Below are 20,115 nucleotides of genomic sequence, written 5' to 3' on the forward strand. Positions count from 1 at the left end.
GTTCGAGGGCGGTGAGGAGGGTGCGCAGGCGGCCGCGGGTGGGGCCGAGCCGGTCGGGGGCGGGGGTGAGCAGGAGCCAGGCGGCGTGGCGGCGGTGCAGCGGGGGCGGGGCGAGCAGTTCGGGGTGGTCGGGGCCGAGTTCCCAGGCGCGGTAGAGCTCTTCGGTGAGCAGGTCGCAGGTGCCGGGGCCGACCTGGGCGGTGCAGCTGCGGACGGGGGCGGTAGGGGTGAGGACGGTGACGGGGTCGGGGTGCGGGGCGGCGGGGCCGCCGTGCAGGGTGACGGGGTGGCGCCAGTCCCAGGCGGCCCAGGTCTCGGTGAAGTGCCGGAACAGGGCGGCCGGGTCCTCGTCGGTGGTCTCGGTGACGGTCCGGGCGGCGAGCACCGTCCAGGCGAGGGACGGGAGTTGGCCGAAGGGTGCGGAGACCAGGCCGCGGGCGGACGCCCAGGCCCTGACCCGGCGGGCGAGGGCGGCGAAGGCCGCGTGGCGGGGGCCGACGGCGGCCAGCACCGCCTCGGCGTCGGTGACGGCGCTGTACGCGACCGCGCAGTCGTCGGCGGGGGCGAGCACCAGGTCGACGGCGAGGCCCGCGACGTCCAGCCGCAGGCCGGGGACGCGGGCGCCGTGGACTTCCCGGACGTTCCGGGCCGCGGGCAGGGCGTCCGTCAACTGCCGGGCGATCACGGCCGGTCGGACGGGGCCGGGGAGCAGCGCCACCAGGTCGAGGTCGGCGCCGGGCGCGTGGCAGCGCATCCGGCGGGAGCCGACGAGGTGGGTCTCGCCGGGCAGGACGGCGACGATCCGGGCGGTCAACTCGGCGGCGTCGCCGGAGGGTTCGGCGCGGACGGCGGGCGCGGACGGCTCGGGGAGCTCGCGGACCGCGCCGGTGCCGAGGGCGACGAGGGCGCGCGGGGTCATCGGCCCGTCGCCGCGCCGGGAGAGCAGCACGAGTTCGCCGACCTCGGCCGTCACCGGCGCCGGCTCGCCGGTCGGGAAGTCGCCGGCCGGGAAGTCGCCGCGGCCGAGGGTGAGGTGCGGCCGGTAGCCGCCCTCGCGGGTGCGGCACTGCGGGAAGCGGCGTTGCAGGGCCTGGTGGAGGACCGTCCAGCGGGCGGTGGCCCCCACGGCCGGGTCGAGCCAGCGGGTGTCGGCGCCGGGCTGCCCGAAGGTCCGTACGCCCGCCAACTCCGTGCGGAAGGGCGGGACTTCGGCGGCGGCTTCGGCGAGCAGCGGCAGCGCCCGGTCGAACTCGTGCTCGGCGACGAAGGCGGGCAGCAGGGTGACGTGCGGCGGCCAGCGGTCGTACGCCGGGTCGTGCCGGGCGCGCAGGCGCTGGATCGGCGGCCACAGGTGGGCGGGCGGCAGCCAGGCGACGGCGGTGCGGGCGGTGGTGGGGGCGTCGAGCAGGCCGTCGGCGGGGGCGAGGTCGAGGTCGACGGCGAGGCCGTAGTGGTCGGAGGGGTGCAGGCCGTCGGGGTCGGGGCGGTGGCCGAGCAGGCGGGCGGCCGTGGTGCGGGCCCGGCCGGGGCGGAGCAGGACGCGGTCGAGGCGGCCGGACCGGCCGGTGAGCGAGGAGACGGCGGCGAGCGGGTTGGCGGCGGGGTCGAAGGTGGGGGTGCGGTCCCCGGGGCCGTGCACCTCGGTCCAGGTGTCGCGCAGGCCGAGGGCGGTGGCGGGCGCCCCGGTGCCGTCGTTGAAGTCGCCGAGCACCAGCAGGTCGCCCTCGACGGCGGCGAAACCCTCGGCGAGGGCGGCGAGTTCGGCGGTGCGGCGGGCGGCGCCGTCGGGCGAGTGGTCGCTGCTGAGGTGGATGGCGGCGACGGTGAGCGGGCCGGTGCCGGTGCGGACGGTGACGGCGGTGACGGCCTTGTGCGGGCCGAGGGCGTGCCGTCCGGCCTCCTGGACGGGGAGGCGGCTGAGCAGCAGCAGCCCGTGCTCGTCGATCTCCCGGCCGAACGGGTCGGCGCCCAGGGTGTAGCCGCCGCGCTGGACCCACCGCTGCGCCAGCAGCAGCTTGACCAGGGCCGGTTCGACCTCCTGGAGGGCGATCAGGTCGGCGTCGGCGGCTTCGAGTTCGGCGAGCAGCAGCGGGCGGCGGCGGGCGGTGTGGATCAGCCCGGGGTCGTAGCGGTCCCACAGGGTGTTCCAGGTGACGACGCGCAGCGGCCCGGTGCCGTGGGCGGGCCGGGCCCCGGCGGGCCGCCAGCCGCGCTCGGGCTGCCAGTCGTGCGGGGTGCTCGGGGTGAAGAACGGCGCGGGCAGCACGGCCGGGTCGGTGCGCCGCCCGGCGGTGGTGGTGTCGAGCAGGTCGGTGCCGGTGTCGCGGTCCCACACCACCTGCCCGTCGGCCTCGACGTACCGGACGCGGTGCCAGGGCACGTCCCCGGCGGCGGTGAAGCTCTCCAGCGGGACGCGCTCGGTGCGGTCGTCGCGCTGCCGGACGCCGAGGGTGAAGCGGGCCGGGTCGAAGCGCTCGTCCCAGCGGACGCGCTGGCAGACCTGCTCGATGGGGCGCATCAGTCCTCCTCGTCCAGGGCCCCGGCGGTGGCCGCCACCGTGCCGTCGGCGTCCAGGTACCAGGTGCGGTGGGCCTGGCCGGGGTAGGGCGGGTGCCAGCGGTGCAGCTGGGCGGTCAGCACCTCGGCGGGGACGGGGTGCGGGCGGACGGCGTTGCGGCGGTGCAGTTCGGCCTGGTCGACGACGGTGACGACGTGGGTGAGCAGCGCGTCGCGGCGCTCGGCGACCGCCTGGACGTGGCCGCGCTGGTGGCGGTTGAGCGAGGTGGCGTCCCAGAGGGCGGTGCCGCCGTCCGCGAGTGCGGCCTCCAGCGCCGCCAGGCCCCGGCGCAGCAGTTCGGGGTTGTCGCGCTGCTCGGCGCGCGAGCCGCGGGCGGCGCGCAGCTCGTCCAGGCTGATCCGGGTGCCGGGCCGGGTCGCGGCGTACGTGGACTTGCCGCTGCCGGAGGGGCCGCAGAGGTGGAGCAGCCGGGGGAAGCGGCCGTCGCGCCGGGCCCAGGTGGCGGCGACGGCCTCCTCGGCGGTGCTGATCCGGCCGCGGCCGTACGCCTCGCGGGCCTGCGCCCAGCACCGGTCGCGGACGTCCGGCGGGAGGTCGGCGAGGGCTTCGCGCAGGCCGGTGCGGAGCGGGCCGAACGGGTCGGGGCCGAGCAGTCCGGCGTCCTCGGCGTGCAGGGCGGACCAGGCGACCTCCGGCTCGGCGGCGGGGTGGGCCTCGGCGGCGACGGCGTGCAGGACGCCGAGGTCGGCGGCGGCGGCGAGGCCGGTCAGCCCGGCCCGGCGCTGCTCGTCGGGGTACGGCCGGGCGAGCTGCGGGTGCAGGCCGACCAGGTCGGCGACCCGGCGGGCCTGCGGGAGGCCGAGCGGTGCGGCGAGGGCGGGCAGCAGCCGTTCGCGGCGGGCGGCGCGCAGCGCGTGGGCGAGGACGCCGTCGAGCCGGGCGTCGCCGGTGCGGCCGAGGGTGTCCAACCGGGCGGTGATGCCGTCGAGTCCGGGGTCGAGGTCGAAGCCGGGGCCGAGGGCGGCGGCGAGGGCGGCCGGGTCGGGGGCGCCGCCGGAACGGACGTGCCAGAGCGCGGCGTTCGGGCCGAGGCCGTTCTCGACCACGGCGGCGTGCATCCAGTGGGTGTCGGTCCGCACGTGCTGCGGGCGCACCCACTTGGCGACCCGGCGGCCGAACTCGGCCCGGTCGAAGCCCGCGGCCGTCCGCACCACGTAGCCCTCCTGGCGGTCCGGGTCGAGCTCGAGCGCGCGGATCGCCCGCTCGTCGTAGCGGCCGCGCCACAGCACCCGGGGGGTGGGCACGCCGAGGCGGCGCAGGAAGCGGACGGTGGCGTCCCAGTCGAGGCAGCGGTCGCGGTCGGTCCAGACCGAGAAGCCGTGGAACCAGCTGTCCAGGTCGGTGTAGGCGAGCGAGTGCCGGGCGTACAGGTTCTCCCCGCAGATCCGCCAGCCGGGCGGGATGCGCGGGCCGATCCGGCCCTGGAGGCCCTTCACCCAGGCGCGGGAGGGGTGGTGCGCGGAGTCCAGCGAGCGGGCGTGCAGGCCGTCGGGGTAGAGCGTGGTGTTCTCGCCGTCGAGCTTCTCGGTGACGACCACGTCGGTGCCGGCCAGGCCGGAGGCGTCCCGGTTGCGGATGTCGTCGGCCGCCGCCCCCGGGGACCACGGGAGGTGCGGGGTCCGGGGGTAGTGGACGCGCATGCGGGCCACCCTAGGGACGGGCCGGTCCGCCCGGCCAACGAATTAGGCCCTGTCCGGCCGGTCTTGCCGGACAGGGCCCCGTCGGTGCGGGAGTCGGACCGTCAGACCGTCAGACCGCGGCTGATCAGGTCGATCAGGGCGAAGGCGAACAGCGAGATGCCCACGAACCCGTTGGTGGAGAAGAACGCCCGGTTCAGCCGCGACAGGTCGTGCGGCTTGACGATGGTGTGCTCGTAGACGAACGCGCCCGCCACCACCGCCAGCCCGCACCAGAAGAAGCCGCCCGCGTCGGTCAGCACCGCGTACCAGGCCAGCAGCGCGGTGGTGACCGCGTGGCAGACCCGGGCGCCGGTGATCGCGGCGGGCACCCCGAACCGGGCCGGGACGGAGCGCACGCCCGTGCCGCGGTCGGCCGCGACGTCCTGGCAGGCGTAGATCAGGTCGAAGCCGCCGATCCAGATGCCGACCGCCAGGCCCAGCACCACCGCGTCCCAGGACCAGCTGCCGGTGACGGCCAGCCAGGCGCCGATCGGCCCCATCGCCTGGGCCAGGCCCAGGATCGCCTGCGGGAAGTCGGTGAACCGCTTGCCGTACGGGTAGACCACCATCGGGACGACGGCCACCGGCGCCAGCAGCAGGCAGAGCGGGTTGAGCAGCGCCGCCGAGCCGAGGAAGACCACCAGCGCGATCGCCGAGCCGAGGTACGCGGTGCGCAGCGAGACGGCGCCGGTGACGAGTTCGCGGCCCGCGGTGCGCGGGTTCCGGGCGTCGATCTCGCGGTCGATGATCCGGTTGGCGGCCATCGCGAAGGTGCGCAGGCCGACCATGCAGACCGTGACCAGCAGCAGTTCGCGCCAGTGCACCGACCCGTCGGCGAGGAACATCGCGGTCAGCGCGGCGGTGTAGGCGAAGGGCAGCGCGAAGACCGAGTGCTCGATCGCGACCAGGCGCAGGAAGGCCCTGGTCCGGCTCGGCGGGGCCTCGAACGCGTCCGCGGTGGTCATCACAGGCCGTACTCCTTCCAGCGGCGGGTGACCCGGGCCGCGGTCTCCGGGTCGGAGGCGACCATCTCGGGCCAGCCGCCGTCGCGGGTGTAGCCCTCCTCGGGGAGCTTGCGGGTGGCGTCGATGCCCGCCTTGCCGCCCCAGAACTGCTGGTAGGAGGCGTGGTCGAGGTGGTCGACCGGGCCTTCGACGACCGAGAGGTCCCGGCTGTAGTCGACGTTGCCCAGGGCCCGCCAGGCGACCTCCTGGTAGTCGTGGACGTCGCAGTCGGCGTCCACCACCACGATCAGCTTGGTCAGCGACATCATGTGGGCGCCCCAGATGGCGTGCATGACCTTCTGCGCGTGCTTGGGGTACTTCTTGTCGATCGAGACGATCACGCAGTTGTGGAAGCCGCCGGCCTCGGGCAGGTCGTAGTCGACGATGTCCGGGATGATCACCTTGAGCAGCGGCAGGAAGAAGCGCTCGGTGAACTTGCCGAGCGGCCCGTCCTCGGTGGGCGGGCGGCCGACCACGATGGACTGCAGCAGCGGGCGGCGGCGCATCGTCACGCAGTCGACGGTCAGCGCCGGGAAGGGCTCCTGCGGGGTGTAGAAGCCGGTGTGGTCGCCGAACGGGCCCTCGGGGAGCATCTCCCCGGGCTCCAGCCAGCCCTCCAGCACCACCTCGGCGTCCGCGGGCACCTGCAGCGGGACGGTCCTGCAGTCGACCATCCGGACCCGCTCCCCCGCGACGAACCCGGCGAACAGGTACTCGTCGATGTCGCCGGGCAGCGGCGCGGTGGCGGCGTAGGTGACGGCGGGCGGGCAGCCGAAGGCGATCGCGACGGGCAGCCTCTCTCCCCGCTTGGCGGCGACCGCGGCGTGGTTGCGGCTGTCCTTGTGGATCTGCCAGTGCATGCCGATGGTGCGCCGGTCGTGCCGCTGCAGCCGGTACAGGCCGAGGTTGCGGACGCCGGAGTCCGGGTCCTTGGTGTGGGTGAGCCCGAGGTTGAAGAAGGAGCCGCCGTCCAGCGGCCAGGTGAACAGCGCGGGCAGCTGCTCCAGGTCGACGTCCTCGCCGGTGAGCACCACCTCGTGGACGGGCGCGTCGGCGGACTTCACGTTCCGCGGCGGGACGTGCGCCATCGAGGCGAGCTTGCCGAACGCCTCCCGGAAGCCGGTGAAGCCCTGCGGCAGTTCGGGCCTGAGCAGGCCGCCGATCTTCTCGGCGATGTCGTCGGGCGACTTGAGGCCGAGCGCCTTGGACAGCCGCCGCTCGGTGCCGAAGACGTTCATGGCCAGCGGCATCGCCGAGCCCTTGACGTTCTCGAAGAGCAGCGCGGGGCCCTTGGCCTTCTGCACCCGGTCGACGATCTCGCCGACCTCCAGGTAGGGGTCGACCTCGACCTTGATCCGTTTGAGGTCGCCCTCCCGCTCCAGCGCCCGGAGGAAGGAACGGAGATCGTCGTATGCCATACCTGTCAGTATCCGGTACGGGCTACCCTGAGCCCGCCAAGGGTCCTGTTCGAACCTTCCCGGGAGTTCTGCGCTGTGCTGAGAGTCGTGCCCGTGGTGGCGCTGCTGGCCCTGTGGGTGTGGGCGTTCATCGACTGCCTGACCACCCCGGAGGACGAGGTCCGCCACCTGCCCAAGGTGGTCTGGGTGATCATCGTGCTGTTCTTCCCCCTGGTCGGCTCGATCGCCTGGCTGGTGGCCGGGCGCGACCGCACCGGGGCGCGCCGCGGCCGGGCGCCCTGGCCGTCCGGTCCGACCGCCGGGTACCCCGAGCACGAGCGCCCGCGGCGCCCGCTCGCCCCGGACGACGACCCGGAGTTCCTCGCCTCGCTGAAGCGCGGCAACGAGCAGCACGAGGACATGCTCAAGCAGTGGGAGGCGGACCTGCGCCGCCGCGAGGAGGAGCTGCGCCGGGACGGCGGGCACCCCGAGGACGGCGGCCGTCCCGGGGCCTGATCCCGCCTTTTGGCGCATCCCTACCATCCGGACCTGATCCGGCCCTCGAACACCCGGCCGTCGGCCCGCGTGCGCCCCTGTCGGCGCGCGACGGGCCGGCGGCCTCCGAGCACCCGCCGTCTCGCCGCTGACCTGCCCTTTCGGCCTCTCCGCCACCCCCCGGCAGGGGGGTTCCCCCTGCCCCGCCGGAAACGACCCGGCGGTAGGGGTGTGCGCCCCCCTATGTCGAGCCTGTACAGCGATCGGCTCCCGACCTTGTACGGATTCGACGCCGAAAGCGGGGCGCCCCGGCTCGTACTGTCGTAGCAGTAGAGGTGTTCGCTGCCCCACGCGAGCTTGGAGTGGTTCGAGATGACGGTCCTGCACGATGCGCCGGTCGGCGGCGAGGCCCAGGCCGATGCCCGTAGCCGGGTTGCCGAGTTGCACGAGCTGCGCGAGCAGGTCCGCCGCGGACCGAGCGAGAAGGCCACCGAGGCGCAGCACGCCAAGGGCAAGCTGACCGCGCGGGAGCGGATCGAGCTGCTGCTGGACGAGGGCTCCTTCCGCGAGGTGGAGCCGCTGCGGCGGCACCGGGCCCAGGGTTTCGGCCTGGAGGCGAAGAAGCCGCACACCGACGGCGTCATCGTCGGCTGGGGCACCGTGCACGGGCGGACGGTGTTCACCTACGCGCACGACTTCCGGATCTTCGGCGGTGCGCTGGGCGAGGCCCACGCGCAGAAGATCCACAAGATCATGGACATGGCCATCGCGGCCGGTGCGCCGCTGGTCTCGCTGAACGACGGTGCGGGCGCCCGGATCCAGGAGGGCGTGACCGCGCTGGCCGGCTACGGCGGCATCTTCCAGCGCAACACCCGGGCCTCCGGCGTGATCCCGCAGATCTCGGTGATGCTCGGCCCGTGCGCGGGCGGCGCGGCCTACAGCCCGGCGCTGACCGACTTCGTGTTCATGGTCCGCGAGACCTCGCAGATGTTCATCACCGGCCCGGACGTGGTGCAGGCGGTCACCGGCGAGAAGATCACCCAGAACGGCCTGGGCGGCGCGGACGTCCACTCCTCGGTCTCCGGCGTCTCGCACTTCGTCTACGACGACGAGCAGTCCTGCATCGAGGAGGTCCGCTACCTGCTGTCGCTGCTGCCGCAGAACAACCGGGAGATGCCGCCCTCGGTGGCCGCGGACGACCCGGTGGAGCGGCGCAACGACTCGCTGCTCGACCTCGTCCCGGCCGACGGCAACCGCCCGTACGACATGCGCAAGGTCATCGAGGAGGTCGTCGACCACGGCGAGTTCCTGGAGGTCCACGAGCGCTGGGCCACCAACGTGATCTGCGCGCTGGCCCGGATCGACGGCCACGTGGTCGGCATCATCGCCAACCAGCCGCAGTCGCTGGCCGGCGTGCTGGACATCAACGCCTCCGAGAAGGCCGCCCGCTTCGTGCAGATGTGCGACGCCTTCAACATCCCGCTGGTCACCATGCTGGACGTGCCCGGCTTCCTGCCCGGTGTCGACCAGGAGCACGACGGCATCATCCGGCACGGCGCGAAGCTGCTGTACGCGTACTGCAACGCCACCGTGCCGCGGATCCAGCTGATCCTGCGCAAGGCGTACGGCGGCGCGTACATCGTGATGGACTCCCGCTCGATCGGCGCGGACCTGTCCTTCGCCTGGCCGACCAACGAGATCGCCGTGATGGGCGCCGAGGGCGCCGCGAACGTCATCTTCCGCCGGGACATCAACGCCTCCGAGGACCCCGAGGCGACCCGCGCGCAGAAGATCAAGGAGTACAAGAGCGAACTGATGCACCCGTACTACGCGGCCGAGCGCGGCCTCGTGGACGACGTCATCGACCCGGCCGAGACCCGCGCCGTGCTCGCCTCCTCGCTCGCCATGCTCCGCACCAAGCACGCCGACCTGCCCAGCCGCAAGCACGGCAACCCGCCGATGTAACCGGCCGTCGACCGCGCCGAAACCCTTCCGTACCAAGCCTGGGGGAGAACAGGAACCATGAGCGAACCTCTCGTCCGCATCGTCCGCGGCTCGCTGAGCGCCGAGGAGCTGGCCGCGCTGACCGCGGTCCTGGCCGCGCGGGCCGCGGTGGCCGCCTGCGGCGGCGCCGCACCGGCCGTCGAGCCCGTCGCGACCTGGTCGCGCATCGAGCGCCGCCCGGCGTACTTCTCGCCGGTCAGCTGGCAGCAGGCGGCCTGAGAACGCGCGCGAGGGGCCCGGGACGACGTCCCGGGCCCCTCGCGGCTCTCCGGGCCGTTACGCGGCCGCCAGCGCGGTCGGACGGCCGGCGTGCATGGTGGTGAGGTTGGCGGCCAGGCGCTGCGGGTCCTGGGCCAGCCACAGGCGCACCGCGGCCCCGAGCATGATGCAGGAGGAGCCGAGCCGGACGCCGGTGGACTGGGCGATCCGCGCGGTGGCGATGGTGAGCAGGTCGGCCAGCTCGGTGGGGAGCCAGACGGTGAGCGCGCAGGGCGCGGGCGTGGTGATGGCGGCCAGCAGCCGGTGGGCGTCGGCCGGGCAGTGCAGGGTGGGCAGGACGTCCAGCAGCCCGTCGGCGACGACTTCGGAGACGTCGCTGTGATGGCCCTGGGCGAGCCGTCGCAGCAGCGTGCGTTCCGCTGCGGTGATTCGGACGGTCATGATGACCTCGTCGCACTCCATGGTGCGGCCCTCCTCGCGGCTTCGTGGTGCGTGGGTGGTGGGGGTGGTGCGGGGCGGTTCGGGGGGAGGCGTCAGACGCCGGCGTAGGAGTGCTTGCCGGTGATGAAGATGTTGACGCCGTAGAAGTTGAACAGCCAGCAGGCGAAGGCGAGCAGCGCCAGGTAGGCGGCCTTGCGGCCGCGCCAGCCCGCGGTGGCCCGGGCGTGCAGGTAGGCGGCGTAGGCGACCCAGGTGATGAAGGACCAGGTCTCCTTCGGGTCCCACTCCCAGTACTTGCCCCAGGCGACCTCGGCCCAGATCGCGCCCGCGATGATGGTGAACGTCCAGAGCGGGAAGATGATCGCGTTGATCCGGTAGGAGAGCTTGTCCAGCGTGCCGGAGGCGGGCAGGCGCTCCATCAGGTTGGCGGCGCGGACGGTCAGGCCCGCCGCGACGCGGTGCTCGTAGCGGTCCTTGAGCAGGTAGGCCACGGTGGCGACGAACGCCGCGAAGAAGGCGCCGCCGCAGACGGTCGCGGCGGAGACGTGGATGCCGAGCCAGTAGGAGTGCAGGGCCGGGACGAGCTGCTCGGAGTCGGTGTAGAGGACCGCGACGGCGACGCCGAGGATCAGCAGCGCGACCACCGTCACCGGCAGGCCGAGCCAGCGCACGTTCTTCTTGGTGGCGAGCAGGATCACGTACGCGCCGACCATCATCAGGGCGAACGCGCACGAGAACTCGTACATGTTGCCCCACGGCCAGCGCATCACCGACAGGCCGCGGGTGGCCACGCTGGCGGCGTGCAGCAGCAGGCCGAGCACGGTCAGCGAGACCGCGATGCGGCCGGCCATGTCGGCCTTCTCGCTCGTCCCGGCCGGGCCGGCGCCGTCGGCCGGGCCGCCGTCGCCGCGGCCGCTGGTGACGGTGGTGGCACCGGCGTCGGCGAGGGCGGTGCGGGTCAGCGTCGTGGTGCCGCCGCCCTGCGAGGCGACGGTGACGGTGACCTTGCGGACGCCCTTGGCCGCGGCCGCGGACTCGGCGACCGACTCGGCCAGGGTGCTCTGCTGCGCGGAGCGGACGGCGACGCCGCCCTTGGCGCCGAACGTCCACTCGAAGATCTGGGCGAACATCGCCAGGGTGTAGACGGTCATCGTCGAGTAGATGAGGTAGTTGGAGAGGTTGGCCAACTGGGTGTCGACCTGCGCGAGCAGCACCGTCTACTCCTTGGTTTCCGGGGCGGTGGGGACGGCAGCGGCCGGGGAGTCGGCTGCGGCGGGTGCGTCGTCGGCGGGGCCGTCGGGCCCCGGGGGTTCGTCGGTGGCCGGGGCGTCGGCGGCGGCCTGGGGTCCGTCGGTGGCCGGGGCGTCGGCGGCGGCCTGGGGTCCGTCGGTGGCCGGGGCGTCGGCGGCGGCCGGGGCGTCGTCCTGCAGCTCGACGGCGACCTCGGCGAGCTCCTCGGCGGTGCGGGCGGACTCGCTGCGGCCCAGCCCGGCCACCTCGACCAGGGTGCGGCCGTCGGCCCCGGCGGTGGCCCGGACCCAGATCCGGCGGCGTTGGACGAACAGCGAGCCGATCAGGCCGAGGATCGCGCAGACCGCGCCGGTCAGCGCGACCGCGTTGCCGGGGCGGTGCGAGACGGTGAAGTTGGCCCACTGCTGGTAGCCGTCGAAGGTGACGCTGCCGTAGCCGTCGGGCAGCTGCCAGCCCTGGCCGACCTGGAGCGGGACGGAGGCGGGCTGGCCGTTGACCTTCAGCTGCGTCATCGCCTTGTCGTCGAGCTCGTACACGTTCTGCGGCAGGCCGCTGTCGGTGCGCAGGTCGCCGACGTAGGCGGTGATCACCAGGCGCGGGTTGGCGGCGGCGGGGAAGACCGAGACCGGGCGGCCGGTCTCGTTGAAGTCGTCCGGGGCGGTGGGCAGGAACATGCCGCTGAGGGCGAGCTGGGTCTTCCGGCCGTCGGGGCCGGTGCCGTAGTCGTTGACCTTGATCACGCCGGGCGAGGTGACGTTGGAGTCCTGCGGCAGGAACACCGTCGGGCCGCGGTAGACGACCTCGTCCTCGGCGTTGCGGACGGTCACCACCGGGGCGAAGCCGTGCGCGGTCAGGAAGACCTTGGTGCCGCCCACCTCCAGCGGGTGGTTGACCTCGATCTGGGCGTGCTTCTGCTTGCTGGTGTCGGCGCCCTCCCAGTAGCGGACGTTGGCGACGAACTCCTTGGCGGTGCCGGCCGCCGGGCCCGTGGTCTGGAAGTCGGCGGTGAAGCCGTCCAGCTTGAAGCCGAAGGCGTCCAGGTCGTCGACGCCGTAGAACGCGGAGCCGGTGAAGTCGTCGAGCTGGGTGGTGGTGTTGGAGTAGCCCTGGCCCTCCAGCACGATCTTGGTGCCGGAGCCGCTGAACAGGCTGGCCCAGGCGAAGCCGGCCAGCAGGGCGAACAGCGCGAAGTGGAACAGCAGGTTGCCGACCTCGCGCAGGTAGCCCCTCTCGGCGGCCACCGAGCCGGAGCCGGCCGCGGCCCGGAAGCCGCGCTTCTTCAGCAGCCGGTGCGCGGCGGCGTTGACCGCCGCGGGGTCGGCGTCGGTGTGCCAGGCCGCGTAGACCGGCATCCGGGTCAGGTTGCGCGGGGCCGCCGGGGGCTGCGCGCGCAGCACGCCGACGAACTGCCAGGTGCGCGGCAGGATGCAGCCCGCCAGCGAGACGAACAGCAGGATGTAGATCGCGGAGAACCACACCGAGCCGTACACGTCGAAGAGTTGGAGCTTCTCGAAGAGCGGGACGACGCCCTTGTGGGCGTTCTTCCACTCCGCGACCTTGAACGCGTTGGTGTCCTGCGGCACCAGCGAGCCGGGGATCGCCGCCAGCGAGAGCAGGAACAGCAGCAGCAGCGCGACCCGCATCGAGGTGAGCTGCCGCCAGAACCAGCGCAGCCAGCCGAGCACGCCTATCCCGGCCGGGACGGCGTCGTTCTCCTCGGGTGCGGTGCTGAGCCGTTCGACGTCGCCGAGCCGTTCGGCGTCGGGGCCTTCCGCGGCGTCGGCCGGCTGGGGGCTGGTCTTCGTGTCGCTCACGGTCAGATTCCGATCGAGAAGTTCTGGGTGAGGTACTGGAGCTGGTTGACCATCGAGTCCCACACCCCCGTCACCAGGGCCAGGCCGACCGCGACGAGCATGCCGCCGCCGATCCGCATCACCCACTGGTAGTGCTGCTTGACCCAGCCGAAGGCGCCCAGCGCCTTGCGGAACGCCAGGGCGGCCAGGACGAACGGTACGCCGAGGCCCAGGCAGTAGACGGCCATCAACAGCGCGCCACGCCCGGCGCTGGCCTGGTCGATGGCCAGTCCCTGGATCGCGGCCATGGTCGGGCCGATGCACGGCGTCCAGCCGAGGCCGAACACCAGGCCGAGCAGCGGGGCACCGGCCAGGCCGATCGCGGGGCGGCGGTGCGAGCGCAGCTCGCGCACGGTGAAGCCGGGCAGCAGGCCCATGAAGGCCAGGCCCATCAGCACGGTGAGCAGGCCCATCACGACCGAGATGAACCGCCGGTGCTCCAGCAGGCTGCTGCCGAAGGAGCCGAACAGGGCGCCGCCGGAGACGAACACGGCGGCGAAGCCGAGCACGAACAGCAGCGAGCCGAGCAGCATCCGGCCGCGCCGGGCGCCCTTGGCGTCGGAGAGGTCGGCGGCGGAGAAGCCGGTGACGTAGCTGAGGTAGCCGGGCACCAGTGGCAGCACGCACGGCGAGAAGAACGAGACCAGCCCGGCGGCCAGCGCGATCGGCAGCGCGAGCACCAGCGCGCCGCTGCCGACCGTCTCGTTGTACCCGACGTCGGCGGCCGCCAGCAGGGTGCTCACTTCGACTCCGCCAGCACCGGGTCGACCATCTTCTGCAGGTCCTCGGTGGACATCGCGCGCATCGCCCGGGCGGCCAGCTTCCCGTCCTGGTCGACCACGATGGTGGTCGGGATGGACTGCGGGTTGAGGCTGCCCTTGGGGAACTTGAGGATCTCGGCGCCGTCCGGGTCGTAGATGCTCGGGTAGGTCACCCCGAAGTTCCGCTCGAACGCGACGGCGTTGGCCGGGTCGGTGTCCCGGGTGTTGATGCCGAGGAACTGCACCCGGTCGCCGTACTTCTCGCTGGCCTCCTGGAGGCCCTTGGCCTCGGCCCGGCAGGGGCTGCACCAGGAGCCCCAGATGTTGAGGACGACCACCTTGCCGCGGTAGTCGGAGAGCTTGAGGGTGCCGCTGCCGTCCAGCGAGGTGCCGGTGATGTCGGGGGCGGCGACCCGCTCGGCGGGGCCGGCGGTGGCGAAGCCGCCCTTGCCGGTGACGAAGCCGACACCGCTGTCGCCGCCGCCGGAGGCGGAGCTGGAGCACCCGGCGAGAGCCAGGGCGGAGGCCGCGCCGAGAGCGGCGGTGAAGCGGATGCGGCGGCTGGACGTCCGTGACATGTGAAAAGTTTCGCATGGCTCTTCGGCCCGTTTTAGGGGGGTCCGGCCTTGTCGGACGGACCCCCCTTGACCTGCGCGTTTATCTCTTATGATCGTCTTAATTCGGGCATACCGCCGCCCGCCGGGCTTACCCGGGAGGGGCCGGGTGTGAGCTACGCCCCGAAGCTCTTCCCGACCGGCTTGTCGCCCTTCTTGCCCCCGCCCACCAGGTGCGCGGGCAGCAGGTCCCGGGCCGGCTCGCGGTAGCCGATCGAGACGATCCGGTCGCCCTCGTAGGTGAAGCTGGTCAGCGAGGCCAGCGAGCACTGCCGGCGGCGCGGGTCGTGCCACAGCCGGCGCCGCTCCGCGAACGAGCGCAGGATCCAGATCGGCAGCTGGTGGCTGACGCACACCGCCTCGTGCCCGCGCGCCGCGTCCCTGGCCGCCGCGATCGCGCCCATCATCCGCACCACCTGGTCGATGTACGGCTCGCCCCAGGACGGCTTGAACGGGTTGGTCAGGTGCTTCCAGTACCCGGGGTTGCGCAGCGAGCCGTCGCCGACGCCGAAGGTCTTGCCCTCGAAGACGTTCTCCGCCTCGATCAGCCGCGGGTCGGCCGCCACCTGCAGGCCGTGCGCCTTGGCGATCGGCTCGGCGGTCTCCTGCGCCCGCTCCAGCGGCGAGGCCACCACGTACGTGACGTCCCGGTCCTGGAGGTGCTCGGCCACCCGCTCGGCCATCTGTCGGCCCAGCTCGGAGAGGTGGTAGTCCGGGAGGCGGCCGTAGAGCACGCCCTCCGGGTTGTGCACCTCGCCGTGCCGCATCACGTGGACGACGGTGACGTCCTTGCTGTTCTCGCTGGTGTTCTCGCTCACTTGGCGGTCTCCTCGGTGGCCTCGGCGGCGGCGCGGGCGGCGGCGGGCAGGGCGGCGGCGATCCGCTCGACCGCGCGCTCGTCGTGCGCGGCCGAGACGAACCAGGACTCGTAGGCCGACGGCGGCAGGTAGACGCCCTGGCTCAGCATCGAGTGGAAGAAGGAGTTGAAGCGGAACGCCTGCTGGGTGCGCGCCTCGTCGTAGTTGGTGACCTGCTGCTCGGTGAAGAAGACCGAGAACATGTTGCCCGCGGTCTGCAGCCGGTGCGCCACGCCCTCCTTGGCGAGCGCCGCGGTGACCAGTCCGGACACCTCGGCGGCGGCCCGGTCCACGGCCGCGTACGCCTCGTCGGTGCAGTGCCGCAGCTGGGCCAGGCCCGCGGCGGTGGCGATCGGGTTCCCGGAGAGGGTGCCCGCCTGGTAGACCGGGCCGGCCGGGGCCAGCTGCGCCATCACGTCGGCGCGGCCGCCGAAGGCCGCGGCGGGGAAGCCGCCGCCCATCACCTTGCCGAAGGTCAGCAGGTCCGGCGCCCAGCCCTCCTGCGCCGCCTCCAGGCCGTACCAGCCCGCCTTGGAGACCCGGAAGCCGGTCATCACCTCGTCGGAGACGAACAGCGCGCCGTCGGCCCGGCAGAGCTCGGCCAGGCCGCGGTTGAAGCCGGGCAGCGGCGGGACGACGCCCATGTTGCCGGGCGAGGCCTCGGTGATCACGCAGGCGATCTCGCCGGGGTGGGCGGCGAACGCGGCGCGCACCGCGTCCAGGTCGTTGTACGGGAGCACGATGGTGTCGCCGGCCTGGGCGCCGGTCACGCCCGGGGTGTCCGGCAGGCCGAAGGTGGCGACGCCGGAACCGGCGGCGGCCAGCAGCGCGTCCACGTGGCCGTGGTAGCAGCCGGCGAACTTCACCACCTTCGCGCGGCCGGTGAAGCCGCGGGCCAGCCGGATCGCCGACATGGTCGCCTCGGTGCCGCTGGACACCAGGCGGACCTGCTCGACCGGCGCGATCCGGGCGACGATCTCCTCGGCCAGCTCCACCTCGCCCTGCCCGGGCGTCCCGAACGAGGTGCCGAGGGCCACCGCCCGCTGCACCGCCTCGACCACCGCCGGGTGGGCGTGGCCGAGCAGCATCGGGCCCCAGGAGCAGACCAGGTCCACGTACTCGCGGCCGTCCGCGTCGGTCAGGTACGGGCCGGTGCCGGACACCATGAAGCGGGGCGTGCCGCCGACCGCGCGGAAGGCGCGCACCGGCGAGTTGACACCGCCGGGGGTGACGGCCAGCGCGCGGTCGAACAGCGACTGGGACTGGGGGGCTTCGTACGGGTAGCTCATCTGCTCGCTCATCCGTTGGGTGCTGGGAGCGGCCGGGAACCGCTCTTACCCGCACATGGTCTCAAATCGTGTCCTGGCGTTCTGCATGTCGGGCCCGATCATCTGGAACGATGATCCGTGTGCTGCTCCCCTCACTGGCTGTGCCAAAGGTAAGGTCGGGTGACGCGCGCTCGTGTAGCACGCCGACAGGCGGGTAAGGGGCATGTTCGGGAGGGACCCCGCACGTGCGAAGGTCTGTCGATTCCGGCGAGTTCCGGTGAGGATGGTCCAGTGTCCGAGAGGCAGGACGGTTTCGACGAGGCCGGGGGGCGCAGCCGCCGGCCCGGCGAGACCGGCGGGGGTACGGGAACCGGCAGGGGAAGGAGGGGCGAGGGCAGAGTGGGGGTCACCTACAAGTACTTCGGCGCTCCGGACCGCGCGACCGCCGCCAGGGTTCCCACCGCACTCGGTCCCGGCGGCCTCGGCCTCGACGCCGGGGAGCTCGGCGCCCTCGGCCGGCTCGGCGACCTGATGGAGACCAGCGGCTCCGCGGGCGGCCACCTCTCCACCAAGATCAAGCCCGAGACGATGAGCGCGATGGTCCTCACCGGCATCCAGGGCGTCCCGCTGCACCACGTCCCCCCGCTCGAACTGGTCGTCCTGCACCCCGACTACGCGGTCGTCCAGCTCCCGCACACCGTCGTCGAACCGCTCCGCAAGGCCGACGAGACCGAGCTCGGCGCCGCCGCCTTCATCTGGTCCACCGTCCCCGACCGCCGCGGCCCGCGGGACGCCTTCGTCATCTACCAGATGCTGCACGAGTGGCAGGACTTCGCCAACCGCCTGCACGAGGCCGGCCACCAGCTGTACTGCCTGGTCTGGCCCTGACCTCCGCCGCTCCCCCGGCCGCCGCGTGGAAGTTTCACCCGGCGGCCGCTGCCGTCCCTCCCCCGGCCGCCGCGCGCAGGAAGGGCAGGAAGGCGGCCACGGCCGGGGCGGGCAGGTGGCCGCGACGGGTCGCGGTGTGGACGTGGCGGACGGGGGTGTCCTCCGGGTGCAGCGGGACGAGCGCCAGGTCGGGCCGGGCCGCCCGGGCGGCCAGCGAGGGGATCAGCGTGATGCCCAACCCGGCCGCCACCAGGCCCAGTTTGGCCGTCCAGCCCGCCACCTCGTACTCCACCCGCGGCTGGAAGCCGTTGCGCACGCAGGCCGCCAGCAGGGTCGCCCCGGGGTGGCGGCTGGCGGCGATCCACGGCTCCCCGGCCAGCTCGGCCAGCCGCAGGCGGCGGCGCCGGGCCAGCGGGTGGGTGCGCGGGACGGCCACCAGGACGGGGTCGTCGACCAGCCGGTGCAGCTCGAACCGCTCGGTGTCGTACGGGTGTTCCGGGTAGGCGGTGACCAGCGCGAGGTCGATCGCCCCGTCCGCGAGCAGGTCGAGCAGCGCCCCGGAGAGCCCCTCGGTGAGGGTCGGCGCGACCGCCGGGTGGGCGGACCGGAAGGCGGCCAGCGCGGCCGGGACGAGTGCGGCGTTGGCGCTGTCGAAGGCCCCCAGCCGGAGCCGCCCGGCGGCCAGCCCGGTCAGCGCGGCGAGGTCGCGCCGGGTGCCGTCGAGCCGGTCCAGCAGCGCCTCGGCGTGCGGCAGCAGCGTCCGCCCGTGCTCGGTCAGGGCCACCCCGCGGGGCAGCCGGTCGAACAGCTGGACGCCCAACTCGCCCTCCAGCGCGGCGATCTGGCGGGAGATCGCGGACTGCGTCCACCCCAGCTGCCCGCCCGCCGCGGTGAACGAGCCGAGCCGGGCCGCGGTGCGGAAGACCTCCAGCCAAACCATGTCCATCCCGCATGGCTACCATGCCGGACATTCGCTTGTCGCCTGCCTGGTCCGCGCCTAGCGTGGTCGGCATGGAGATCACGGAGCGGGTGGCAGTGCTGGGGCTGGGCCGGATGGGACTTCCGCTGGCCCGCCGACTGAGCGGTGCGGCAAAGGAGTTGGTGGTCTGGAACCGGACCTCCGGCCGGGCGGCGGGCCTCACCGGGGCGGCCTCACCGGAAGAAGCGGTGCGCGGCGCGGGCGTGGTGGTGACCATGCTGTCCGACCCGGCGGCGGTCGCCGAGGTCGCGGACCGGTTCCGCCCCGCGCTCGCCCCGGGCACCCTGTGGATCGACATGTCCTCGATCGGCCCGGCGGCCGTCGCCGAGCAGCACGCGCAACTCCCGTACGGCGTCGACCTGGTGGACGCCCCGGTGCTCGGCAGCGTCACCGCGGCCGCCACCGGCTCGCTGGTCGTCTACGCGGGCGGCGCGGACCAGGCCCTGGACCGGGCGGAACCCCTGCTGGCGCACTTCGGCCGGGTGGTCCGCTGCGGCGGGCCCGGCGCGGGCGCGGCGCTCAAGCTCGTCATGATGGGCGCGATCGTCACCGCCGTGACCGCGGTCGGCGAGGCCCTGGCCGTCGCCGACCGCCTCGGCGTCCCCGCCGCCCGGGCCCGCCACGCCCTGGCCGCGGGCCCGCTGGCGGGCGTGATGGCCCGGATCGACAGCACCGACGCGGACTTCCCGGTCCGCCTCGCCGCCAAGGACCTCGCCCTCGCCGACGGCGGCCCCGTCTTCACCGCCGCCCTCGCCGCCCTGGCCCCCCTGTGCGCCGACCCCGCCCGCGCCGAGCTCGACCTCGCGACGGCGGCGGGGTAGGGCTCGGAGAACCCTTCGACAGGCGAAGGGGAACGAGCCGGGGGCCCCTGATGGTGCCTCCCCCCGTTGCTCACGCTCTCGTCCGGACCGCCAGCGCCACCAGGAGCAGCGCCGGAACGGCGAGCAGCGCGAAGGCGGTCGGGAAGGCGACGGCGGCGAAACAGGCGGTGGCCGCCCGGTACTTCCGGGAGAACATCCCCTCCACGGCGCGGGCCCCCTCGGCGGAATCGGACGACGACCCCCAAAGGTCTCTACCAATTCCGTTCGGACGCAAGCGGTTTTCTCCGCCCCGACCCCTGCCCGCGCCCCTGCCCGCACCCCTGCCCCGAACACCAATTCCCTTGTCCCACAGGCTGTTTGGCGATCCCGGAGGGCCTGGTTAGGATCGCCCCGAAGCGACCGCTTTCCGAGGGGGGAACCCGCCGATGACCACGTCCGTCCGGCCGCCGCTGCCGTTCGACTTCCTGCGACCCGTCCCGTCGTTCACCGTGCTCAGCACCGACCTCGTCGACGGCGGCGAGATCGGCGAGGAGCAGGCGTACGAGGGCAAGAACCGCTCGCCGCAGCTCAGCTGGTCCGGCTTCCCGGCGGAGACCAGGAGCTTCGCGGTGACCTGCTTCGACCCGGACGCGCCGACCGGCTGCGGGTGGTGGCACTGGCAGCTGACCGACATCCCGGCCGACGTCACCGAGCTGCCGGCCGGTGCGGGCAGCGGCGAGTTCCCCGGCCTGCCCGCCGGGGCCGTGCACGGCCGCAACGACTTCGGCACCAACGACTTCGGCGGCGCCGCCCCGCCGCCCGGGCACGGTCGGCACCGCTACGTGTTCGCGGTGCACGCCCTGCCGGTGGAGTCCCTCGGGCTGGCCGCGGACACCCCGGCGGCCCTGGTCAGCGGCACCCTGGGCTTCCTCGCCCTGGCCCGGGCCGTGCTGGTCGTCGAGTACGAGACCCACGCCCCGCAGGACTGACCCGGCGCGGAACGGGCGGACGCCCCGACGGCGGACGC

Annotated in this window: 19 protein-coding genes; 6 read left to right on the plus strand and 13 right to left on the minus strand. The window is 73.8% G+C overall.

The window, feature by feature from the left end:
- The 4 genes from OO57_RS11435 to OO57_RS11450 form a co-directional block, all read right to left on the minus strand.
- On the minus strand, positions 1 to 2,518 hold a 2,518-nt coding region (locus tag OO57_RS11435; protein WP_033252271.1), incomplete at its 3' end, for a poly(A) polymerase.
- Complete coding sequence (locus OO57_RS11440; protein WP_033252272.1) at positions 2,518 to 4,218, minus strand: RNA ligase family protein; 1,701 nt, start codon at positions 4,216 to 4,218, stop codon at positions 2,518 to 2,520. The genes OO57_RS11435 and OO57_RS11440, both read right to left, overlap by 1 nt.
- 101 nt (positions 4,219 to 4,319) lie before the next feature.
- Positions 4,320 to 5,222: a menaquinone biosynthesis prenyltransferase MqnP gene (mqnP, locus tag OO57_RS11445; protein WP_033252273.1), complete on the minus strand. Its 903-nt coding sequence runs from the start codon at positions 5,220 to 5,222 to the stop codon at positions 4,320 to 4,322.
- Complete coding sequence (locus tag OO57_RS11450; protein ID WP_033252274.1) at positions 5,222 to 6,679, minus strand: menaquinone biosynthesis decarboxylase; 1,458 nt, start codon at positions 6,677 to 6,679, stop codon at positions 5,222 to 5,224. The genes mqnP and OO57_RS11450 overlap by 1 nt, the downstream gene beginning before the upstream one ends.
- Positions 6,680 to 6,754: 75 nt before the next feature.
- Here OO57_RS11450 and OO57_RS11455 point away from each other — a divergent pair, with 75 nt between their 5' ends.
- The 3 genes from OO57_RS11455 (at position 6,755) to OO57_RS11465 (ending at position 9,376) form a co-directional block, all read left to right on the plus strand.
- Positions 6,755 to 7,174: a PLD nuclease N-terminal domain-containing protein gene (locus OO57_RS11455; protein ID WP_033252275.1), complete on the plus strand. Its 420-nt coding sequence runs from the start codon at positions 6,755 to 6,757 to the stop codon at positions 7,172 to 7,174.
- Positions 7,175 to 7,525: 351 nt separating this feature from the next.
- Positions 7,526 to 9,118 (plus strand): acyl-CoA carboxylase subunit beta, encoded by a 1,593-nt coding sequence (locus tag OO57_RS11460; RefSeq protein WP_033252330.1) that lies wholly within the window; start codon positions 7,526 to 7,528, stop codon positions 9,116 to 9,118.
- Positions 9,119 to 9,175: 57 nt separating this feature from the next.
- Positions 9,176 to 9,376 carry an acyl-CoA carboxylase epsilon subunit gene (locus OO57_RS11465; RefSeq protein WP_033252276.1) on the plus strand — a complete coding sequence of 67 codons (201 nt, stop codon included), beginning with the start codon at positions 9,176 to 9,178 and terminating at the stop codon, positions 9,374 to 9,376.
- Between the two features lie 57 nt (positions 9,377 to 9,433).
- On the opposite strand, the gene OO57_RS11470 is transcribed toward OO57_RS11465, so the two are convergent.
- From OO57_RS11470 to hemL, 7 genes are all read right to left on the minus strand, one after another.
- Positions 9,434 to 9,838: a hypothetical protein gene (locus OO57_RS11470; protein ID WP_033252277.1), complete on the minus strand. Its 405-nt coding sequence runs from the start codon at positions 9,836 to 9,838 to the stop codon at positions 9,434 to 9,436.
- 71 nt (positions 9,839 to 9,909) lie between these two features.
- On the minus strand, positions 9,910 to 11,031 hold the full coding sequence (gene ccsB, locus OO57_RS11475; RefSeq protein ID WP_033252278.1) for a c-type cytochrome biogenesis protein CcsB: 1,122 nt from the start codon (positions 11,029 to 11,031) through the stop codon (positions 9,910 to 9,912).
- Positions 11,032 to 11,034: 3 nt separating this feature from the next.
- Entirely contained in the window at positions 11,035 to 12,882 is a 1,848-nt protein-coding gene (gene resB / locus OO57_RS11480; protein WP_033252279.1) for a cytochrome c biogenesis protein ResB, read from the minus strand.
- Positions 12,883 to 12,884: 2 nt separating this feature from the next.
- Entirely contained in the window at positions 12,885 to 13,664 is a 780-nt protein-coding gene (locus OO57_RS11485) for a cytochrome c biogenesis CcdA family protein (protein WP_033252280.1), read from the minus strand.
- Positions 13,661 to 14,260: a TlpA family protein disulfide reductase gene (locus tag OO57_RS11490; RefSeq protein WP_033252281.1), complete on the minus strand. Its 600-nt coding sequence runs from the start codon at positions 14,258 to 14,260 to the stop codon at positions 13,661 to 13,663. Before OO57_RS11490 ends, OO57_RS11485 begins: the two co-directional genes overlap by 4 nt.
- Before the next feature lie 152 nt (positions 14,261 to 14,412).
- Positions 14,413 to 15,114, minus strand: a complete 702-nt coding sequence (locus OO57_RS11495; protein ID WP_033252282.1) for a histidine phosphatase family protein — start codon at positions 15,112 to 15,114, stop codon at positions 14,413 to 14,415.
- A complete protein-coding gene (gene hemL, locus OO57_RS11500) occupies positions 15,111 to 16,454 on the minus strand; it encodes a glutamate-1-semialdehyde 2,1-aminomutase (protein ID WP_051777275.1) in 1,344 nt (447 codons plus the stop codon). The genes OO57_RS11495 and hemL overlap by 4 nt, the downstream gene beginning before the upstream one ends.
- A gap of 366 nt (positions 16,455 to 16,820) precedes the next feature.
- Here hemL and OO57_RS11505 point away from each other — a divergent pair, with 366 nt between their 5' ends.
- Positions 16,821 to 17,309, plus strand: a complete 489-nt coding sequence (locus OO57_RS11505) for a hypothetical protein (protein WP_030457827.1) — start codon at positions 16,821 to 16,823, stop codon at positions 17,307 to 17,309.
- A gap of 34 nt (positions 17,310 to 17,343) precedes the next feature.
- Here the strand turns inward: OO57_RS11505 and OO57_RS11510 are convergent, their stop codons facing one another.
- Positions 17,344 to 18,255 carry a LysR family transcriptional regulator gene (locus tag OO57_RS11510; RefSeq protein WP_033252284.1) on the minus strand — a complete coding sequence of 304 codons (912 nt, stop codon included), beginning with the start codon at positions 18,253 to 18,255 and terminating at the stop codon, positions 17,344 to 17,346.
- A 65-nt stretch (positions 18,256 to 18,320) separates the two neighbouring features.
- Here OO57_RS11510 and OO57_RS11515 point away from each other — a divergent pair, with 65 nt between their 5' ends.
- A complete protein-coding gene (locus OO57_RS11515; RefSeq protein WP_033252331.1) occupies positions 18,321 to 19,109 on the plus strand; it encodes an NAD(P)-dependent oxidoreductase in 789 nt (262 codons plus the stop codon).
- Positions 19,110 to 19,179: 70 nt separating this feature from the next.
- Here the strand turns inward: OO57_RS11515 and OO57_RS46750 are convergent, their stop codons facing one another.
- Positions 19,180 to 19,305: a hypothetical protein gene (locus OO57_RS46750; protein WP_267884958.1), complete on the minus strand. Its 126-nt coding sequence runs from the start codon at positions 19,303 to 19,305 to the stop codon at positions 19,180 to 19,182.
- Between the two features lie 229 nt (positions 19,306 to 19,534).
- Between OO57_RS46750 and OO57_RS11520 the strand changes: the two genes are divergently transcribed.
- Positions 19,535 to 20,077, plus strand: coding sequence for a YbhB/YbcL family Raf kinase inhibitor-like protein (locus OO57_RS11520; RefSeq protein ID WP_033252285.1), 543 nt, complete (start codon positions 19,535 to 19,537; stop codon positions 20,075 to 20,077).
- The last annotated feature ends 38 nt before the right edge of the window (positions 20,078 to 20,115 follow it).

The sequence above is a fragment of the Kitasatospora phosalacinea genome (assembly GCF_000717185.1).
Classification (GTDB): Bacteria; Actinomycetota; Actinomycetes; order Streptomycetales; family Streptomycetaceae; genus Kitasatospora; species Kitasatospora phosalacinea_A.